Genomic DNA, 15,379 nt, shown 5'->3' on the forward strand with positions numbered 1-15,379 from the left:
TGTCCGGCCGGGACTCCCGCATCAGCGGGGGTCCCGGCCGTTCGCCGTCCCCCGGACGTGTCGGCTTGTTGCGCCGCGGGTCGCCCCGGGTCGGGCGCGTGCGTAGCGTCGGGGGATGCCCGAGACCCTCGACATCGTCCACCTGCGCACGCTCGTGGCGATCGCCGACTGCGGCGGATTCGGCCGGGCGGCCGTCGCCCTGCACATCAGCCAGCCGACCGTCTCGCAGCACGTCCGCACCCTCGAGCGGCGGCTTGAGCGCACCTTCATCGAGAAGGTCGGGCGCAGGGCCCGCTTCACGCCGGCCGGCGAGCGCCTCCTGGTGCAGGCCCGCCGGATCCTGGCGGTGCACGACGATGCGCTGGAGCTGCTCGACGCGGCGAGCGAGAATCCGCTCGCCCTCGGCCTGACCGAGCCGGCCGCGGAGCAGCTGCTGCCCCGGCTGCTCGAGACCCTGCACCGCGCCTTCGACGACCGCCCGCTCACCTTCACACTCGACCGCTCCACCCACCTGGCGGAGGCGGTGGCCCGCGGCGTCGTCGATCTCGCGGTCATCCTCGGCGTGGGCGGTGACCTGCCGGGGCGCCAGGTCGCGACGCTGCCGCTCGACTGGTACTCGGCGCCCGGCTGGCAGCCGCCGGAGGACGCGCCGATCCCGCTCGTCGCCTACTCCGAGCCGTGCGGGATGCGCCAGCGCGCGCTACAGCAGCTCGGCGCCTTCGGCCACGAGGTGCGGGTGGTCGCCGAGTCGGCGGGGCTGGAGGGCGTGATCGCGGCGGCCCGCGCCGGTGTCGGAGTCGCGGTGCTGCCGACCGCGCACCGCGGCACGGTCGCCGAGGGACTCGTCGTGCGGCACGATCTGCCGGCGCTCGGCTCGGTCAACCTGCGCCTCGTCTCGCGGCGCGGTCTGGCCCCGGACGTCGAGGACACGGCGCTCGCCGCGCTCGCGGAGGTCTTCGGGACCGTGCGGGCGCGGCCGGTCGCGGTGCCCGCGGGCGCGCGAGTGTGACGACCGTCGCCGGCCGCCGGTGCGGGTGTGACGAATCGTTACCAACGATCGGGATCGCCGATCGGAACGCATCCGGAATCATCGTTGGACGCCCGGAGCACCCCGCCCGTAGCGTCGGAGCCATGACGTTCCCGCCCGCCCTCACCGCCGCCGCGCCGCTCGGCGCGACCGGTGCAGCGAGCCGCGGGAGCATCGGCGCCCGAATGTCCTCGGACGGGAACCCTTTCGCGCCGGTGCGCGGATGTTCCTGTCCGGTCTCCCGCTGACGCCTCCGCGTCGCCCGACTCCTCCGCCCGACGGCCGGCCCTCGCCGCTCCCGTCCCGGCCTCTGCGCGCCGCCGCCCGCCTCCGCGGCCGCCGCGCGTCCCTCTCTCCGCGCCCTCCCGCGCTCCTCCCGCGTGCCCGCGCGCCTCCCCGGTGCGCCTCCGCACCCTCTCGAAAGGACCTCCCATGACCGTCGAGTTCATCTCCGCGATCAACGTCAACCACTCCAACGAGGTCAACGGCCTCGCCGACCCGGCGATCGACGTAGCCCATCTGCGCCGCTACTCCCGGATCCTCGAGGACGGCGGCTTCGACTACACGCTGGTGCCCTACGGCTCGGCCGGGCACGACCCGTTCACGATCGCCGCCGCGGTGACCCAGTACACCGAGCACCTGAAGCCGATCGTCGCGCTGCGGCCCAACACGGTCTACCCGACCGTCGCCGCGAAGGCGCTCGCCACCCTCGACCAGCTCTCCGGCGGCCGCGCGGTCGTGCACTTCATCGCCGGCGGCAACGACCACGAGCAGGCCCGCGAGGGCGACCGCCTGAGCAAGGCGGAGCGCTACGCGCGGCAGGAGGAGTACCTCCGCATCCTGCGCCGCGTCTGGTCGGCGACCGAGCCGTTCGACCACGAGGGCGAGTACTACCGCTTCGAGGACTTCGTCTCGCGGGTGCGGCCGGTGCGCGGCACCATCCCGATCTCGGTCGGCGGCTCGAGCGACGAGGCCTACCGCCAGGGCGGCGCGCTCGCCGACATCTTCGGCCTGTGGGGTGAGCCGCTGGCCGACACCCAGCAGCAGATCGACCGGATCGCGGACGCGGCGCTCGCCGCCGGCCGCGCCGACACCCCGCGCACCTGGGTCACCTTCCGGCCGATCATCGCGCCGACCGAGGAGCTCGCCTGGGAGAAGGCGCACCGGATCCTCGGCATCCTGCAGAGCCGCTCCGGCTCGGCGCATCCGCGGAAGGGCGAGAAGGGGCTCTGGGTGCAGACGCCGAGTGCCACCGGCCCGGCGAACGTCGGCTCGCAGCGCCTCCTCGACATCGCGCGGCGGAAGGACCTGCACGACCGCGCGCTCTGGACGCCGACCGCGACCGCCACCGGGGCGGCCGGCGCCTCCACCGCGCTCGTCGGCACGCCGGAGACGGTCGCCGCGGCGATCCTCGACTACGTCGACCTCGGCGCCGACCTGATCTCGATCCGCGGCTACGACAACCTGAACGACGCGGTCGACTACGGCCGGTACGTCATCCCGCTGGTCCGCGAGGAGCTCGCGCACCGCGAGGCGACCGGGCGCCGCGGCGAGATCGTCGCGCAGCCGCCGCTCGAGGCCGAGCTCGCCGGGGCGATCGCGTGACGCTGCTCACGGGAGCGCCCGCCGCCGCCGTCCTCCCCGCGGCCGACCTCTCCGACCGCGCGCTCGCCCGGATCACCGCCCGCCTGGCCGAGACCGCCGAGCACTACGACCGCACCGCCGAGTTCCCCTGGCGGGGGATCCAGGCCGTGCACGAGGCGGGACTGCTCTCCCTCGGAGTCGGCACCCGCTACGGCGGCTCGCCCGCCTCCACCGTCGACCTCGTCCGCGTCTTCGGCGCGCTCGGCCAGGGCGACCCGGCGGTCGCGCTGATCTCGGCGATGACCGTGCTCCAGCACGCCGCGCAGGACCGCGCCGCGCTCTGGCCGGAGGAGCTCTACCGCTCGGTGCTCGCCGACTCCGCCGAGCGCCCCGTACTGCTCAATACGGTGCGCGCCGAGCCCGAGTGGGGCGCACCCGCCCGGGGCGGTCTGCCGGCCACGACGATCCGTCGCGACGGTGACGGCTGGCTGCTCGAGGGCCGCAAGGGCTTCGCCACCGGCTCGGAGGGGCTGGCGTTCCACCTGGTCTGGGCGGTCGATCACGGCGGGGCGTCGGGCGAGCCCGAGCTCGCGCACGCGATCGTGCCCGGCGACGCCCCCGGCGTCCGGATCGAGCGGACCTGGGACCACCTGGGCCAGCGGGCCTCGAGCACGCACGACGTGGTCTACGAGCAGGTCCGCCTGCCGCTCGAGCACTTCCGCGGGACTCCCCGCTCGCAGCTCGCGCCCGAGGCCGGGGCGGCCGGCGGCTTCGGCCTGGCCGTCGCGGCGCTCTACGTCGGCGTCGGTCGGGCGGCGCAGAGCTTCTTCGTGCGCTTCGCGAACGAGCGGGTCCCGACCTCGCTCGGCCGGCCGATCGCCACGACGGAGCGGATCCGCTCGGTCGCCGGCGAGATCCAGGCGCAGCTGGTGCAGGCGGAGGAGGTGCTGCTCTCGCTGGCCGCGCGAGTGGACGCGGGTGATCCGCGCACCGCTGAGCGCCTCGTGGTCGGTAAGCTGCTCGCCACCCGCTCGGCCGTCACCGCGGTCGAGACGGCCGTCGCCGCACTCGGCAACCCCGGCCTCACCCGGCATCACCCGCTCGAGCGGCACCTCCGCGACGTCCTCGCCTCCCGGGTGCACCCGCCGCAGGACGACGCCGCCCTCCTGATCGCCGGCACGCGCTCGCTCGCGGCCGCCGCGCTCTGACGCGCCGCGCTCCGACACCCCGCACTCCGACACCCCCGCACCTCGACTTCTCTGCACGGGAGACCACCCTCATGACGTTCCACCGCTCACGCTCCTTCCGCTCACGCCCCCTCCGACGATCCGGCACCGCCGCCGCCGCGCTCGCCCTCGCCTCCGCGCTGGCCCTCTCCGCCTGCTCGGGCGCCTCGGGCGCGGGCGCCGTCTCCGACGACGCGACCCCCGTCGACGGCGGCCGGCTCTCGCTCGCCTTCTTCCCCGACAACGCCGCGTTCTCCTGCGTCGACCCGTTCCAGACCTACTGGATCGAGCACCGCACGGTGATCCGCAACGTCGCCGACTCGCTCACCGACCAGGATCCGGAGACCGGCGAGATCCAGCCCTGGCTCGCCACCGACTGGAGCGTGAACGACGCGGGCACCGAGTACACCTTCGACCTGCGCACCGACGTCACCTTCTCGGACGGCACGCCCTTCACCGCGGAGAGCGTGAAGACCTCGTTCGACAACGACAAGGCCACCCTCGCGCAGCTGCCCTCGGCCTACGGAGGCGTCTACCTCGCCGGCTACTCGGGCACGGAGGTGGTGGACGCCGACACCGTGAAGGTCGTCTTCTCCACGCCGAACGCCGCGTTCCTGCAGGGCACCTCGACCACCAACCTCGCGATCCTCGCCGCCGCTTCCTACGAGAAGACGCCCGAGGAGCGCTGCCTCGGCGGCATCGTCGGCTCCGGCCCGTTCACGCTGACCGGCTACACCCCCGGCACCGGCATCACGCTGGACAAGCGCGACGGGTACGCCTGGGGCTCGGCCCTGCGCGAGAACACCGGGGAGGCGCACCTCGACGGCATCGACATCAGCTACGTCGCGGAGGACAGCGTCCGCGTCGGGCAGCTGACCAGCGACGAGATCGACATCGCCTGGCCGCGGAACCCGATCTCGGAGAACGACCAGGCCGTGATCACCGGCTCCGGCGACACCGTCGAGAGCCGCTCGCTGCCCGGACCCGCGAGCAACTACTACCCGAACGTCGCCGAGGGGAAGATCCTCTCCGACGAGCGGGTGCGCCAGGCGGTGCAGAAGGCGATCGACCGCGAGACCTACGCGTCCACGGTCTTCGGCGCCGGCTACCCGGCCGCGACCAGCATCTACAACACGACCACGCCGTTCTACACGGACGAGTCGTCGGCGCTCGCCTTCGACGCCGAGGGAGCGGCCGAGCTGCTCGACGAGGCCGGCTGGGAGCTCGGCGACGACGGCTACCGCTCGAAGGACGGGCGGCGGCTGACGCTGTCGGTGCCGATCGTCACCCAGTTCGGCGCGGGCGATCAGCTGATCCAGGACCAGCTGAAGCAGGTCGGCATCGAGCTCGAGCTGAACGTGATCACCAACGCCCAGCGCGCCGACGTGCTGAACAGCGGCGACTACGACCTGATCTCGACCTACTACACGCGGGCCGACCCGGGAGTGATCCAGTGGATCATCGACTCCCGCTACGCCGGCTCGAAGGCGCAGGCGACGAACGGCCTCGACGCCGAGCAGGCCGCGACCGTGCAGGCCCTGCTCGACGAGGGCGTGCAGACGGTCGACACCGCGGCGCGCGCCGAGGTCTACGGCGAGCTGCAGGACTACCTGATCGACGACGCGCTGGTCTTCCCGTTCGCCGAGCGGGTGCAGCTGGCGGGCGTCTCGTCGGCGGTGCACGGCTTCCGCTTCACCTCGGAGGCGTTCGGCGACTTCGCCGACGCCTGGATCCAGCCGTGACCGCGCTCGGGTCGGCCCCGGCCCCGGCTGCGGCACCGGGGATCGCACCGGGGAGGCCGGGCACCCGCTCGGCCCCCTCGGGCCTCGGCCGCTACCTGCTCGGGCGGCTCGGCCAGGCGGTCCTGGTGCTCTGGGCCGCCTACACGGTGACCTTCGCGGTGCTCTGGCTGCTGCCGAGCGACCCGCTGGCGCTGCTCCTCTCGGCGAACAACGTCGAGGTGGACTCGCTCACCCCGCAGCAGCTCGCCGAGGCGCAGGCGCGCTACGGACTCGACCAGCCGGTCTGGCAGCAGTACGTCACGATGCTCGGCGACGCGCTGCGAGGCGACTTCGGCACCTCGATCACCAAGGGGATCCCGGTCACCGACCTGATCGCCGAGAAGCTGCCCGGCACCCTGCAGCTCAGCGCCCTGGCGATCGGCCTCGCGCTGATCGGCGGCACCGTGCTCGCCTACCTGGCGGCGTACGTCCGCTGGGCGCCGCTGAAGACCCTGCTCGGCCGGCTGCCCTCCGCGGGCGTGGCGTTCCCCGGCTTCTGGATCGGCCTGCTGCTGATCCAGTTCTTCGCCTTCTCACTGCACCTGCTGCCCTCCACCGGCAGCGCGACCCCTGCGAGCCTGATCCTGCCGGCGGTGACGATGGCGATCCCGACCTCGGCGATGCTCGCCCAGGTGCTGATCCGCAGCTTCGCGGACGTCGAGGCGGAGGCGTACATCACCACGGCGCGCGCCAAGGGCCTCTCCCGCGGCGCGGTGCAGTGGCGGCACGCCTTCCGCAACGCCTCGCTGCCGACGCTGACGATCCTCGGGATCCTGGCCGGCAACACCGTCACGGGAGCGATCGTCGCCGAGACGATCTTCGCCCGGCAGGGCATCGGCACGCTCGCCCAGGAGTCGGTGCTCACCCAGGACGTGCCGGTCGTCCAGGCGATCGTCGTGCTGGCGGCCGTCGTGTTCGTCGGCATCAACCTCCTGGTCGACCTGCTCTACCCCCTCCTCGATCCGCGCATCACCTCGACACCGAAGGCGAGCCGACCATGACTCTCGAACTCACCCGGCCCGAGGCGCTCGTCGTCCCCGAGCCGCTCACCCGCGCGGCGCACGGCCGGGGCGCCCGCCGCGCGCGGATCCTCCGCCTGCTGCTGCGCCGTCCGGGCTTCGTCCTGGCGCTGGTCTTCGTGCTGTTCGTCCTCGCCTCGGCGATCGCTCCCTCGCTCTTCACCGGCGTCGACCCGACGGCGACCGCGCCGGCCGACAAGCTGCAGGCGCCGAGCCTCGTGCACCTCTTCGGCACCGACGAGCTGGGCCGCGACCTGTTCGCGCGGGTCCTGCACGGCGGGGCCTTGACGGTGCAGGCGACCGTGATCGCCCTCGCGATCGCCCTGGTCGGCGGGCTGACGCTCGGCGTGGTCTCCGGCTCCGCGGGCGGAGTGGTGGACGCGGTGATCATGCGCGTCGTCGACGTGCTGCTCGCGATCCCCGGGCTGCTGCTGGCCCTCGCGATCGTCACCGCGATCGGCTTCGGCACGCTGCCCGTGGCGCTCGCCGTGGGCATCGGCATCCTGCCCGGCTTCGCCCGCACCACCCGGGCCGAGGTGCTCCGGGTGCGCACGCTGCCCTACGTCGAGGCCGCGCGCACCGGAGGGGCGAGCCGGCTGAGCGTGCTCGTCCGGCACGTCCTGCCGAACTCCTGGGGGCCGGTCGCCGTGCTGGCGGTCCTCGATCTCGGCACCGCGATCATCGCGATCGCCGCGCTGAGCTTCCTCGGCTTCGGCGCGGCCCCGCCCGCGGCGGAGTGGGGGACGCTGATCTCGAGCGGCCGCAACTACCTCGTGACGAGCCCGTGGCTGTCGCTGCTGCCGGGGCTCTTCGTCGGGCTGCTCGTCTTCGCGCTCAACCACGTGGCCAAGAGCCTCGAGGAGGTGCAGCGATGAGCGCCGGCGTGGTCCCCTCTGCCAGGCCCCTCGCGTCCGGCCCGCTCGTGCGGCTCGACCGCCTCAGCGTCGCCTACGGCGAGCGCACCGTCGTGCACGAGGTCTCGCTCGAGATCGCGCCCGGCGAGATCGTCGCCGTGGTCGGAGAGTCCGGCTCGGGCAAGTCGACGACCGCGAACGCCGTGCTCGGCCTGCTGCCCTCCGGCGGCCGGATCACCGGCGGCTCGATCGCGCTCGCCGGCGAGGACGTGACCCGTGCGGCCGAGAAGCGGCTCCGGCACCTGCGTGGCCGGTTCGTCGGCCTCGTGCCGCAGGACCCGATGGTCGGGCTCAACCCGACGCTGCGCATCGGCGCCCAGGTGGCGGAGGCGGTGCGCCTGCGCGGCGTTGACCGCCGCTCCGTCGACGCCGAGGTGCTCGAGGCGCTGCGGCAGTCGGGCATCGACGATCCGGAGCTGCGCGCCCGGCAGGACCCGCACGAGCTGTCCGGCGGGCTGCGCCAGCGGGCGCTGATCGCGATCGCCCTGGCCGGCCGGCCACGGGTGATCATCGCCGACGAGCCGACCTCCGCCCTCGACGTCACCGTGCAGAAGCGCCTGCTCGACCACCTGCAGTCGCTCGTCCGCGAGCAGGGCATCGCGCTGCTGATCATCACGCACGACCTCGCCGTCGCCGCCGACCGGGCCGACCGCGTCCTCGTGCTCCGCGAGGGCCGCGTGGTGGAGGAGGGGCCGCCGGCGCAGATCCTGGTCGCGCCGCGAGAGGACTACACCCGCGAGCTGCTCGCGGCGGCGCCGGGACTCGGCGGCGAGCTCGTGCTGCGCTTCGAGCACGTCGAGCCGGCTCCCGAGATCGTCCGGGTCGAGAACGTGGTGAAGGACTTCGCGCTGCCGGGCCGCCGCCCGCCGTACCGGGCGCTCGACGACGTCTCGTTCTCGATCCGCGCGGGGCAGACCCTCGCGCTGGTGGGGGAGTCGGGCTCGGGCAAGACGACCGCGCTGCGGATCGCCCTCGGCCTCGAGCGGGCGTCGAGCGGCCGGGTGCTCGTGGAGGGGGAGGACCTCACCGCGGCGAGCGACCGGCAGTGGCGGCCGCTGCGCCGTCGGATCCAGCTGGTGCAGCAGAACCCGTTCGCCGCGCTCGACCCGCGCTTCACGGTGCTGGAGTCGGTCGTCGAGCCGCTGGTCTCCTTCCGGATCGGCGACCGCGCCTCGCGGCTGGAGCGGGCCCGCGAGCTGCTCGACCGGGTCGGGCTGCCCGACTCCTTCCTCTCGCGCCTGCCGGCCGAGCTCTCCGGCGGCCAGCGCCAGCGGGTCGCGATCGCCCGCGCGCTCGCCCTCGGCCCCGACCTGGTGCTCCTCGACGAGCCCGTCTCGGCGCTGGACGTGTCGGTGCAGGCGCAGATCCTGGAGCTGCTGGTCGAGCTGCAGCGCGACCTCGGCGTCGCCTACCTCTTCGTCTCGCACGATCTGGCGGTCGTCGCCGAGGTGTCGCACGAGGTCGTCGTCCTCGACCGAGGCCGGGTGCAGGAGGCGGGGAGCACCGCCCGCGTCTTCGGCGCGCCCGAGGCGGAGTACACCCGGACGCTGCTCGCGGCGATCCCCGGCCGGTCGGGGATCCGCTCGTGAGCGGCCGGTTCCTCGTGATCGGCGCCGGGGCCGTCGGCTCCGTGCTCGCCGCCCAGCTGCACCTGGCCGGGCAGCCCGTGCTGCTGGTGGCGCGCGGCGAGCAGCTGCGGATCCTCCGCGAGCGCGGGCTGCGCCTCCGCCGCCCCGCGGGCGAGGAGACCGTGCGCCTCCCCGTCGCGGGCACTCCCGAGGAGGCGGCACCCGCCCGCGGCGACGTCCTCGTGCTCGCCGTGAAGGCCCAGGACGCGGAGGCGGCGCTCGCCGAGTGGGCCTGGACGCCGCTCGCCGGGGGCGGCGCCGCATCGGAGCTGCCGGTGCTGACGCTGCAGAACGGCCTCGCCACCGAGGACCACGCCCTGCGCCGCTTCGCCCAGGTCTACGGAGTGTCGATCGGCATCGCCGCGAGCTTCCTGGTGCCCGGTGAGGTCGTCTCGCCCTCGTTCCCGACCGTCGGCGTGCTCTGGATCGGCCGCCACCCCGACGCCACCGACCCGCGGGCCGAGGAGTACGCCGCGATCCTCCGCGGCGCGGGCTTCGCGGCCCGCGCCGTGCCGGACATCGGCGCGTGGAAGGCGCGCAAGCTGCTGGCCAACGCGGCCAACGGCCTCGACCTGTTCGAGGGCCCGGCCGAGCAGCGCGCCGCCGCGCGCGAGCTGCTCGTCGCGGAGGCGCGCGTGGCCCTCGCCGCGAACGGCCTCGCGGTCGCGGCCGACGACGGCACCCGCCTCGCCGTCGATCCCGTACCCGACCACACCGCCGGCCGGCTGTCGACCTGGCAGAGCGCCGCCCGCGGCACGAGCAGCGAGATCGACCACCTCACCGGCGAGATCGTCCTACTCGCCCGCCGCGCCGGTGTGCCCGCCCCTCTGAACGAGCGCCTGCAGCTCCTGCTCGGCCTGCACGGCCGCGCCGCGGCCGCCGCGCCCCTCCCGCTCGCGGACCTGCTCGACCCCGTCCCCGTGCTGGCCGAGTAGCCCCACCAGGCCGGCCTCATGTTGGTCGAGTAGCCCCGCAGGGGCGTATCGAGACCCACCGTCGCCAGCCGTTCCAGCGGAGGCCGGATCTCGATACGCCCGCTGCGCGGCCTACTCGATCAGCATGCACTCCGCCCCCACGCCAGCCCCGGTCCATATCGGCCGAGCAGCAGTTCCTTGTTGGTCGAGTAGCCCCGCAGGGGCGTATCGAGACCCACCCCCCTCCGAACACTCACCCGCCCGTCCGTCCGCCCGAACAAGGAGCCCCCATGACCCTCACCCACCCGCCCACCGCCCCCACCACGGCCCCCGCCGCCCGCGCCTTCGACGAGCCCGAGGGCATCGCCCCCCGCGGCACCCTGGTCGTCCTCGGCGGCCGCGGCGAGACCCCGGCCGTCTACGAGCGCTTCGGCACGCGGATCGCCCGCGACGCCTACCGCGTCCGCGCCTTCGGCGACGCCACGGCCCCCGGCGTCCGCGACGCCGCGCTCGCCGTCCTCCGCGACCCCGCGACCATCGCGCCGCTCGTGCTCGTCGGCTCCGACGCCGGCGCGGCCGTCGCCCTCGAGCTCGCCGCGACGGAGCCGGTCGACGCCGTCGTCCTCGCCGGTCTGCCCGTGCGCGCCGAGGGCGGCGAGGGCATCGGCGAGCGGACCGCCTGCCCGAACCACGCCGGCGTCCTCGAGCGAGAGACCGACTCCGCCGCACGCGACGCCGCCCTCCCGCCCGAGCTGCTCGCGGTCGCCGCGAGCGCCGTCACCGTCCCGCTGCTCGCGCTGCACGGCGCGGCCGACGCGATCAGCCCGCTCGCGGAGGCGGTCGCTGTCTACCGCACCGCCCCGCGGGCCGAGATCCACGTCCTCGCCGACGGCCGCCACGACGCGCTGAACGACGCGACGCACCGCTCGGCCGCCGCGACCGTGATCCTCTTCCTCGAGCGGGTGAAGGCGTCGGCCGCGGCCGCGCCGATCATCGAGCGGCTCGCGGAGTGAGCGCGCTCGCCCCCGCCGCCGATCCCGCCGACGACACCGCCGTCGACCCCACCCCCGTCGAGATCACCGCCGACGTCCCCGCCGCCGACCGCTCCGGCTGGTCGCCCGGCGGCACCCCGCTCGGCGTGGTGCGCGCCCGCACGGTCGACGACGTCCGCGCCGCGCTCCGGCACGCCTCCGCCCACGGCATCCCCGTCGTCACCCGCGGCGCCGCCAGCGGACTCGCCGGCGGCGCCAGCGCGGGGGAGGGCGTCCTCGTCCTCGACGTCTCAGGGCTCGACCGCATTATCGAGATCGACCCCGTCGACGGCGTCGCCCGGGTCGAGCCGGGCGTCGTCACCGCCGATCTCGACCGCGCCGCCGCCGTGCACGGCCTCCTCTACGCTCCGGACCCCGGCAGCGTCGAGATCGCGACCATAGGCGGCACCATCGCCACCAACGCCGGGGGCCTGCGCGGCGCGAAGTACGGAGTGACGCGCGACGCCGTCCTCGCGCTCGACGTCGTCCTGGCCGACGGCTCGCTCGTCCACCTCGGCCGCGACACCGTGAAGGGAGTCGTCGGCCTCGACCTCACCGCGCTCGTCGTCGGCTCCGAGGGCAGCCTCGGCGTGGTGGTCGGCGCGACCCTCCGCCTGCTGCCCCGGCCGCGGGCGACCGCGACCGCCGCCGCCTTCTTCGCCGACGTGGCCGCGGGCGCCGAGGCGGCTGTCGCCCTCGCCCGCGCCGGCCTGCGCCCGAGCGTCCTCGAGCTGGTCGACGACCGCACGCTCGAGGCCATCGACGCCCTGCGCGGCTCGACCCTGGCCGGCCGCGGCGGAGCCTTCCTCCTGGTGCAGACCGACGGCTTCGGCGCCGCCGAGGAGATCGCCGAGGTGCGCGCGGTGCTCGCCGCGACCGCGCTCAGCGTCGAGACCACCCTCGACCCGGCCGAGGGTCTCGCCCTCGCGAGCGCCCGCCGCGACGCCCTGCCCGCGATCGAGGGCCGCGGCCGCGTGCTGATCGAGGACATCGCCGTGCCCCGCTCCCGCCTCGCCGAGGCGATCCGCCGCGTGCACGCCATCGCCGCGGACACCGGCGCCGACGTCTACGTCTTCGCCCACGCCGGCGACGGCAACCTGCACCCGATCATCCGCCTGCGCGACGACTCGGAGCAGTCCCGCCGCCAGGCGGACGCCGCGGCCGAGGCCGTCTTCGCCCTGGCCCTCGAGCTCGGCGGCACCGTCAGCGGCGAGCACGGCGTCGGCGCCCTCAAGCGCGACTGGGCCCGCCGCGAGCTCGGCCCCGACGTCGTCGCCCTGCAGCGCGCGGTGCAGCGGGTCTTCGATCCGCAGGGCATCCTGAATCCCGGTACCGCGCTGTGAGCGCACCCCTCGAGAGGACCGACATGACCACCACCCTCCGCTCCGACGTGCTCGTCACCCCCGACGAGCTGGAGTCGGCGCTCGCGTCGCCCGAGCCGCCGCTCGTCCTCGACGTGCGCTGGCGCCTCGACCGCCCCGACGGCCGCCCCGCGTACCTCGAGGGCCACGTCCCCGGCGCCGTCTACGTCGATCTCGACGACGAGCTCGCCGCACACGGCGCTCCGGAGGACGGCCGCCACCCCCTGCCGCCGATCGACGCGCTGCAGGAGTCGGCGCGCCGCTGGGGACTGCGCCAGGGGCAGGCCGTCGTGGTCTACGACGACCTGAAGAACCTCTCCTCCGCGCGGGCCTGGTGGCTGCTGCGCGCCGCCGGAGTCGCCGACGTGCGCCTCCTCGACGGCTCGCTCCGCGCCTGGACCGCCTCGGGGCGCGCGCTGGAGACGGGCCCCGTGGAGCTTGAGTGCGGCGACGTCGAGCTGGCCTACGGCGCCCTGCCGGTGCTCGACATCGACGAGGCCGCCGCGCTCCCGTCCACCGGCGTCCTCCTCGACGCCCGCGCCCCCGAGCGCTACCGCGGCGACGTCGAGCCGATCGATCCCCGCGCCGGCCACATCCCCGGCGCTCTGAACGCCCCCGCGACCGGCAATGTCGACGCCGATGGCCGCTTCCTCGCCGCCGCCGCCCTGCGCACCCGCTTCGAGCAGCTCGGCGTCCGCCCCGACGCCCCCGTCGGCGTCTACTGCGGCTCCGGAGTCACGGCCGCCGCCGACGCCGTCGCCCTCACCCTCGCCGGCTTCGCCCCGTCCCTCTACCCCGGCTCCTGGTCCCAGTGGTCGAACACCCCCGCCCGCGCCGTTGCTACGGGCCCGGACGCCTAGCCCTCTTCAGGCTGGTCGAGGAGCGCGCAGCGCATCCCGTGCTGGTCGAGCAGCGCGAGGCGCACCCGATGCTGGTCGAGTAGCGCGCAGCGCGTATCGAGACCCACCCTCCGGGGGACTACCGACACCCGTGAGCACGTCGACACCGCGACGAGCCGACACGGGATCTCGATACGCGCGCCGAGCGCGCTACTCGATCAGCATGAAGTCCCTGCGCGTCTGCGTCGGCCGTGACAAGCGCGCGGGCGCCGGGCGCGGGCCGAGCACGCGGCCGCCCCATGCGGGCGAAGAACGCGAGCGCCCCGTGCAGGCGAAGTACGCGGGCGCCCCAGGCAGGCGAAGCACGCGGCCGCCGCACGTAGGCCAAGAACGCGGGCACCCCACGCAGGCTAAGAATGCGGGCACCCCGTGAAGGCGAAGAAGGCGAGTGCCCCATGCTGGTCGAGTAGCGCGCAGCGCGTATCGAGACCCGCCCCCGACCAGAACATCAGCCGAGAGCCCCGCTCGCCGCTCACCACTCCGCAGAAGTCGTCGCAGCAGGCACTCGAGTACGACGACTTCTGCGGACTCACGGCGGCGAGCGCGGTCGGCGCCGCCGACTCCTCAAGAGTTGCGGTAGTCGCGCCCGGCTACCGCAACTTCTGCGTACTCTCCGGCGCCGCGTGCGCCCGCGTCGTGCTCGCTCCGCCGATGACTCAGCAGAAGTTGCGGTAGTCGCGTTCGACTACCGCAACTTTTGAGGAATGGGATGGGGCGGCGACGGCCGCCGCCCGCGTCAGCCCAGGCGGGAGTGCTCGCCGAGGTGGTGCCACGTCCGGTTGTGGTACACCAGCGGCGCGGTGGCGTCGGAGTCGTCGGGGACGTGCGCCTCGAGGGCGTGCACGGCGACGATCGTCGACGAGCCGGCCTCCATGCGGTTGATCACGGTGCCGCGGATCCACGCGGCCGCGCCGGGGAAGTAGGGCTCGCCGGTGGGGAGCCGCGACCAGATCGAGGTGTCGGCGAAGCGGTCGATGCCGCTGGTCGAGCCGAGGCGGGCGAGGTCGAGCTGCTCGGCGCCGAGCAGGTGCACGACGAGGGTCTCGGACGCCTGGATCGCCGGCGAGCTCGACGAGGCCGAGGACAGCGAGAAGACGAACAGCGGCGGCTCCGCGCTCACCGAGAAGACGGAGGTCGCGGTCAGCGCGACCGGGCCGGTGCCCGGGTCGGCCGTGATCAGCGCCACCCCGGCGGCGTGGTTGCGGAACGCGAGCTTGAACTCCGCGGCCGAGAGCCCGGCGAAGGCGGCGTGCGGCCGGCTGTCAGCGGACGCGGACGCGGCGGACGCGGACGCGGCGGACTCGGACGCGGTGGCGAGGTTCTCACGGCTCATCGGAGACTCCAGATCGATCAGGGATGCGGCGGCAGGACGGGCCCGCCCTCGCACCGCAGCACGGCCCCTCCAGCCTGTCGCACCGGGCAGGAGCCGCTCGCCTCATTGCGGAGTATGACACCGCCGTCTCCGAGCGCCTCCCGCGACCACCCCGTCCGCTCCCCGCGCAACCAGTGGCACGCGCACCGACCGGCGCGCAGACTCGAGCACATGGCCCACCGCCCCCGCGAGTCGAGCACCCGCCCCGAGAACAAGACCTGCGCCTCCTGCGGCCGCGAGATCGAGTGGCGCGCGAAGTGGGCGCGCGACTGGGAGAACGTCCGCTACTGCTCCGACGCCTGCCGCCGCCGCGGGGTCGGCCCGGAGGAAGCGCGGCTCGAGGAGGAGATCCGCACCGTCCTGCTCGCCCGTGCCGCCTCCTCCACCGCCTGCCCGTCCGAGATCGCCCGCCGGGTCGGCGGCGAGGAGTGGCGACCGCTGATGGAGCCGGTCCGCCGCGCCGCCCGCCGCCTCGTCGACCGCGGCGAGATCGACATCGTCCAGGGCGGCCAGGTCGTCGACCCCTCGCGCGCGAAGGGCCCGATCCGCCTCCGCCGTCACCCCGGCGGACCGCTCACCGAGGGCGGCGCCCTGTCGCGCGGCGGCACCGGCGGCTAGCCTCG

At 74.8% G+C, this 15,379-nt stretch carries 13 protein-coding genes; 12 read left to right on the plus strand and 1 reads right to left on the minus strand.

All coding sequences use genetic code 11. The features are described 5' to 3' along the window. The first annotated feature begins 115 nt into the window (after positions 1–115). The 11 genes from GSU72_RS07170 to GSU72_RS07215 all read left to right on the plus strand — a co-directional run bounded on the left by GSU72_RS07170 (position 116) and on the right by GSU72_RS07215 (position 13,345). Positions 116–1,009, plus strand: coding sequence for a LysR family transcriptional regulator (locus tag GSU72_RS07170; protein ID WP_159984407.1), 894 nt, complete (start codon positions 116–118; stop codon positions 1,007–1,009). 450 nt (positions 1,010–1,459) lie between these two features. Then, on the plus strand, positions 1,460–2,632 hold the full coding sequence (locus tag GSU72_RS07175) for an LLM class flavin-dependent oxidoreductase (protein ID WP_159984408.1): 1,173 nt from the start codon (positions 1,460–1,462) through the stop codon (positions 2,630–2,632). Beyond that, on the plus strand, positions 2,629–3,819 hold the full coding sequence (locus tag GSU72_RS07180; protein ID WP_159984409.1) for an acyl-CoA dehydrogenase family protein: 1,191 nt from the start codon (positions 2,629–2,631) through the stop codon (positions 3,817–3,819). The genes GSU72_RS07175 and GSU72_RS07180 overlap by 4 nt, the downstream gene beginning before the upstream one ends. A 71-nt stretch (positions 3,820–3,890) precedes the next feature. Beyond that, a complete protein-coding gene (locus GSU72_RS07185; RefSeq protein WP_159984410.1) occupies positions 3,891–5,579 on the plus strand; it encodes an ABC transporter substrate-binding protein in 1,689 nt (562 codons plus the stop codon). After that, positions 5,576–6,619 carry an ABC transporter permease gene (locus tag GSU72_RS07190; RefSeq protein ID WP_244256030.1) on the plus strand — a complete coding sequence of 348 codons (1,044 nt, stop codon included), beginning with the start codon at positions 5,576–5,578 and terminating at the stop codon, positions 6,617–6,619. The genes GSU72_RS07185 and GSU72_RS07190 overlap by 4 nt, the downstream gene beginning before the upstream one ends. Then, entirely contained in the window at positions 6,616–7,512 is an 897-nt protein-coding gene (locus tag GSU72_RS07195; RefSeq protein ID WP_159984411.1) for an ABC transporter permease, read from the plus strand. The genes GSU72_RS07190 and GSU72_RS07195 overlap by 4 nt, the downstream gene beginning before the upstream one ends. Beyond that, on the plus strand, positions 7,509–9,140 hold the full coding sequence (locus GSU72_RS07200) for an ABC transporter ATP-binding protein (RefSeq protein ID WP_159984412.1): 1,632 nt from the start codon (positions 7,509–7,511) through the stop codon (positions 9,138–9,140). The genes GSU72_RS07195 and GSU72_RS07200 overlap by 4 nt, the downstream gene beginning before the upstream one ends. Then, the gene (locus tag GSU72_RS07205) at positions 9,137–10,114 is read left to right on the plus strand and encodes a 2-dehydropantoate 2-reductase N-terminal domain-containing protein (RefSeq protein WP_159984413.1); all 978 of its coding nucleotides are present in this window, start codon (positions 9,137–9,139) and stop codon (positions 10,112–10,114) included. Before GSU72_RS07200 ends, GSU72_RS07205 begins: the two co-directional genes overlap by 4 nt. A 269-nt stretch (positions 10,115–10,383) precedes the next feature. Then, on the plus strand, positions 10,384–11,106 hold the full coding sequence (locus GSU72_RS21535) for an alpha/beta hydrolase (protein WP_244256031.1): 723 nt from the start codon (positions 10,384–10,386) through the stop codon (positions 11,104–11,106). Further along, positions 11,103–12,467 (plus strand): FAD-linked oxidase C-terminal domain-containing protein, encoded by a 1,365-nt coding sequence (locus tag GSU72_RS21540; protein ID WP_244256032.1) that lies wholly within the window; start codon positions 11,103–11,105, stop codon positions 12,465–12,467. Before GSU72_RS21535 ends, GSU72_RS21540 begins: the two co-directional genes overlap by 4 nt. A gap of 23 nt (positions 12,468–12,490) precedes the next feature. Beyond that, positions 12,491–13,345 carry a sulfurtransferase gene (locus tag GSU72_RS07215; protein ID WP_159984414.1) on the plus strand — a complete coding sequence of 285 codons (855 nt, stop codon included), beginning with the start codon at positions 12,491–12,493 and terminating at the stop codon, positions 13,343–13,345. A gap of 775 nt (positions 13,346–14,120) precedes the next feature. On the opposite strand, the gene GSU72_RS07220 is transcribed toward GSU72_RS07215, so the two are convergent. After that, positions 14,121–14,717 (minus strand): flavin reductase family protein, encoded by a 597-nt coding sequence (locus GSU72_RS07220; protein ID WP_159984415.1) that lies wholly within the window; start codon positions 14,715–14,717, stop codon positions 14,121–14,123. Positions 14,718–14,927: 210 nt separating this feature from the next. Between GSU72_RS07220 and GSU72_RS07225 the strand changes: the two genes are divergently transcribed. Further along, on the plus strand, positions 14,928–15,374 hold the full coding sequence (locus GSU72_RS07225; protein WP_159984416.1) for a DUF2256 and DUF3253 domain-containing protein: 447 nt from the start codon (positions 14,928–14,930) through the stop codon (positions 15,372–15,374). Positions 15,375–15,379: the final 5 nt, after the last annotated feature.

The sequence above is a fragment of the Rathayibacter sp. VKM Ac-2760 genome (assembly GCF_009834185.1).
Classification (GTDB): Bacteria; Actinomycetota; Actinomycetes; order Actinomycetales; family Microbacteriaceae; genus Rathayibacter.

Coding starts and splice junctions, on each gene's coding strand:
- GSU72_RS07170 (WP_159984407.1), top strand. CDS start 116: ATGCCCGAGACCCTCGACATCGTCCACCTGCGCACGCTCGTGGCGATC.
- GSU72_RS07175 (WP_159984408.1), top strand. CDS start 1,460: ATGACCGTCGAGTTCATCTCCGCGATCAACGTCAACCACTCCAACGAG.
- GSU72_RS07185 (WP_159984410.1), top strand. CDS start 3,891: ATGACGTTCCACCGCTCACGCTCCTTCCGCTCACGCCCCCTCCGACGA.
- GSU72_RS07195 (WP_159984411.1), top strand. CDS start 6,616: ATGACTCTCGAACTCACCCGGCCCGAGGCGCTCGTCGTCCCCGAGCCG.
- GSU72_RS07200 (WP_159984412.1), top strand. CDS start 7,509: ATGAGCGCCGGCGTGGTCCCCTCTGCCAGGCCCCTCGCGTCCGGCCCG.
- GSU72_RS21535 (WP_244256031.1), top strand. CDS start 10,384: ATGACCCTCACCCACCCGCCCACCGCCCCCACCACGGCCCCCGCCGCC.
- GSU72_RS07215 (WP_159984414.1), top strand. CDS start 12,491: ATGACCACCACCCTCCGCTCCGACGTGCTCGTCACCCCCGACGAGCTG.
- GSU72_RS07220 (WP_159984415.1), bottom strand. CDS start 14,717: ATGAGCCGTGAGAACCTCGCCACCGCGTCCGAGTCCGCCGCGTCCGCG.
- GSU72_RS07225 (WP_159984416.1), top strand. CDS start 14,928: ATGGCCCACCGCCCCCGCGAGTCGAGCACCCGCCCCGAGAACAAGACC.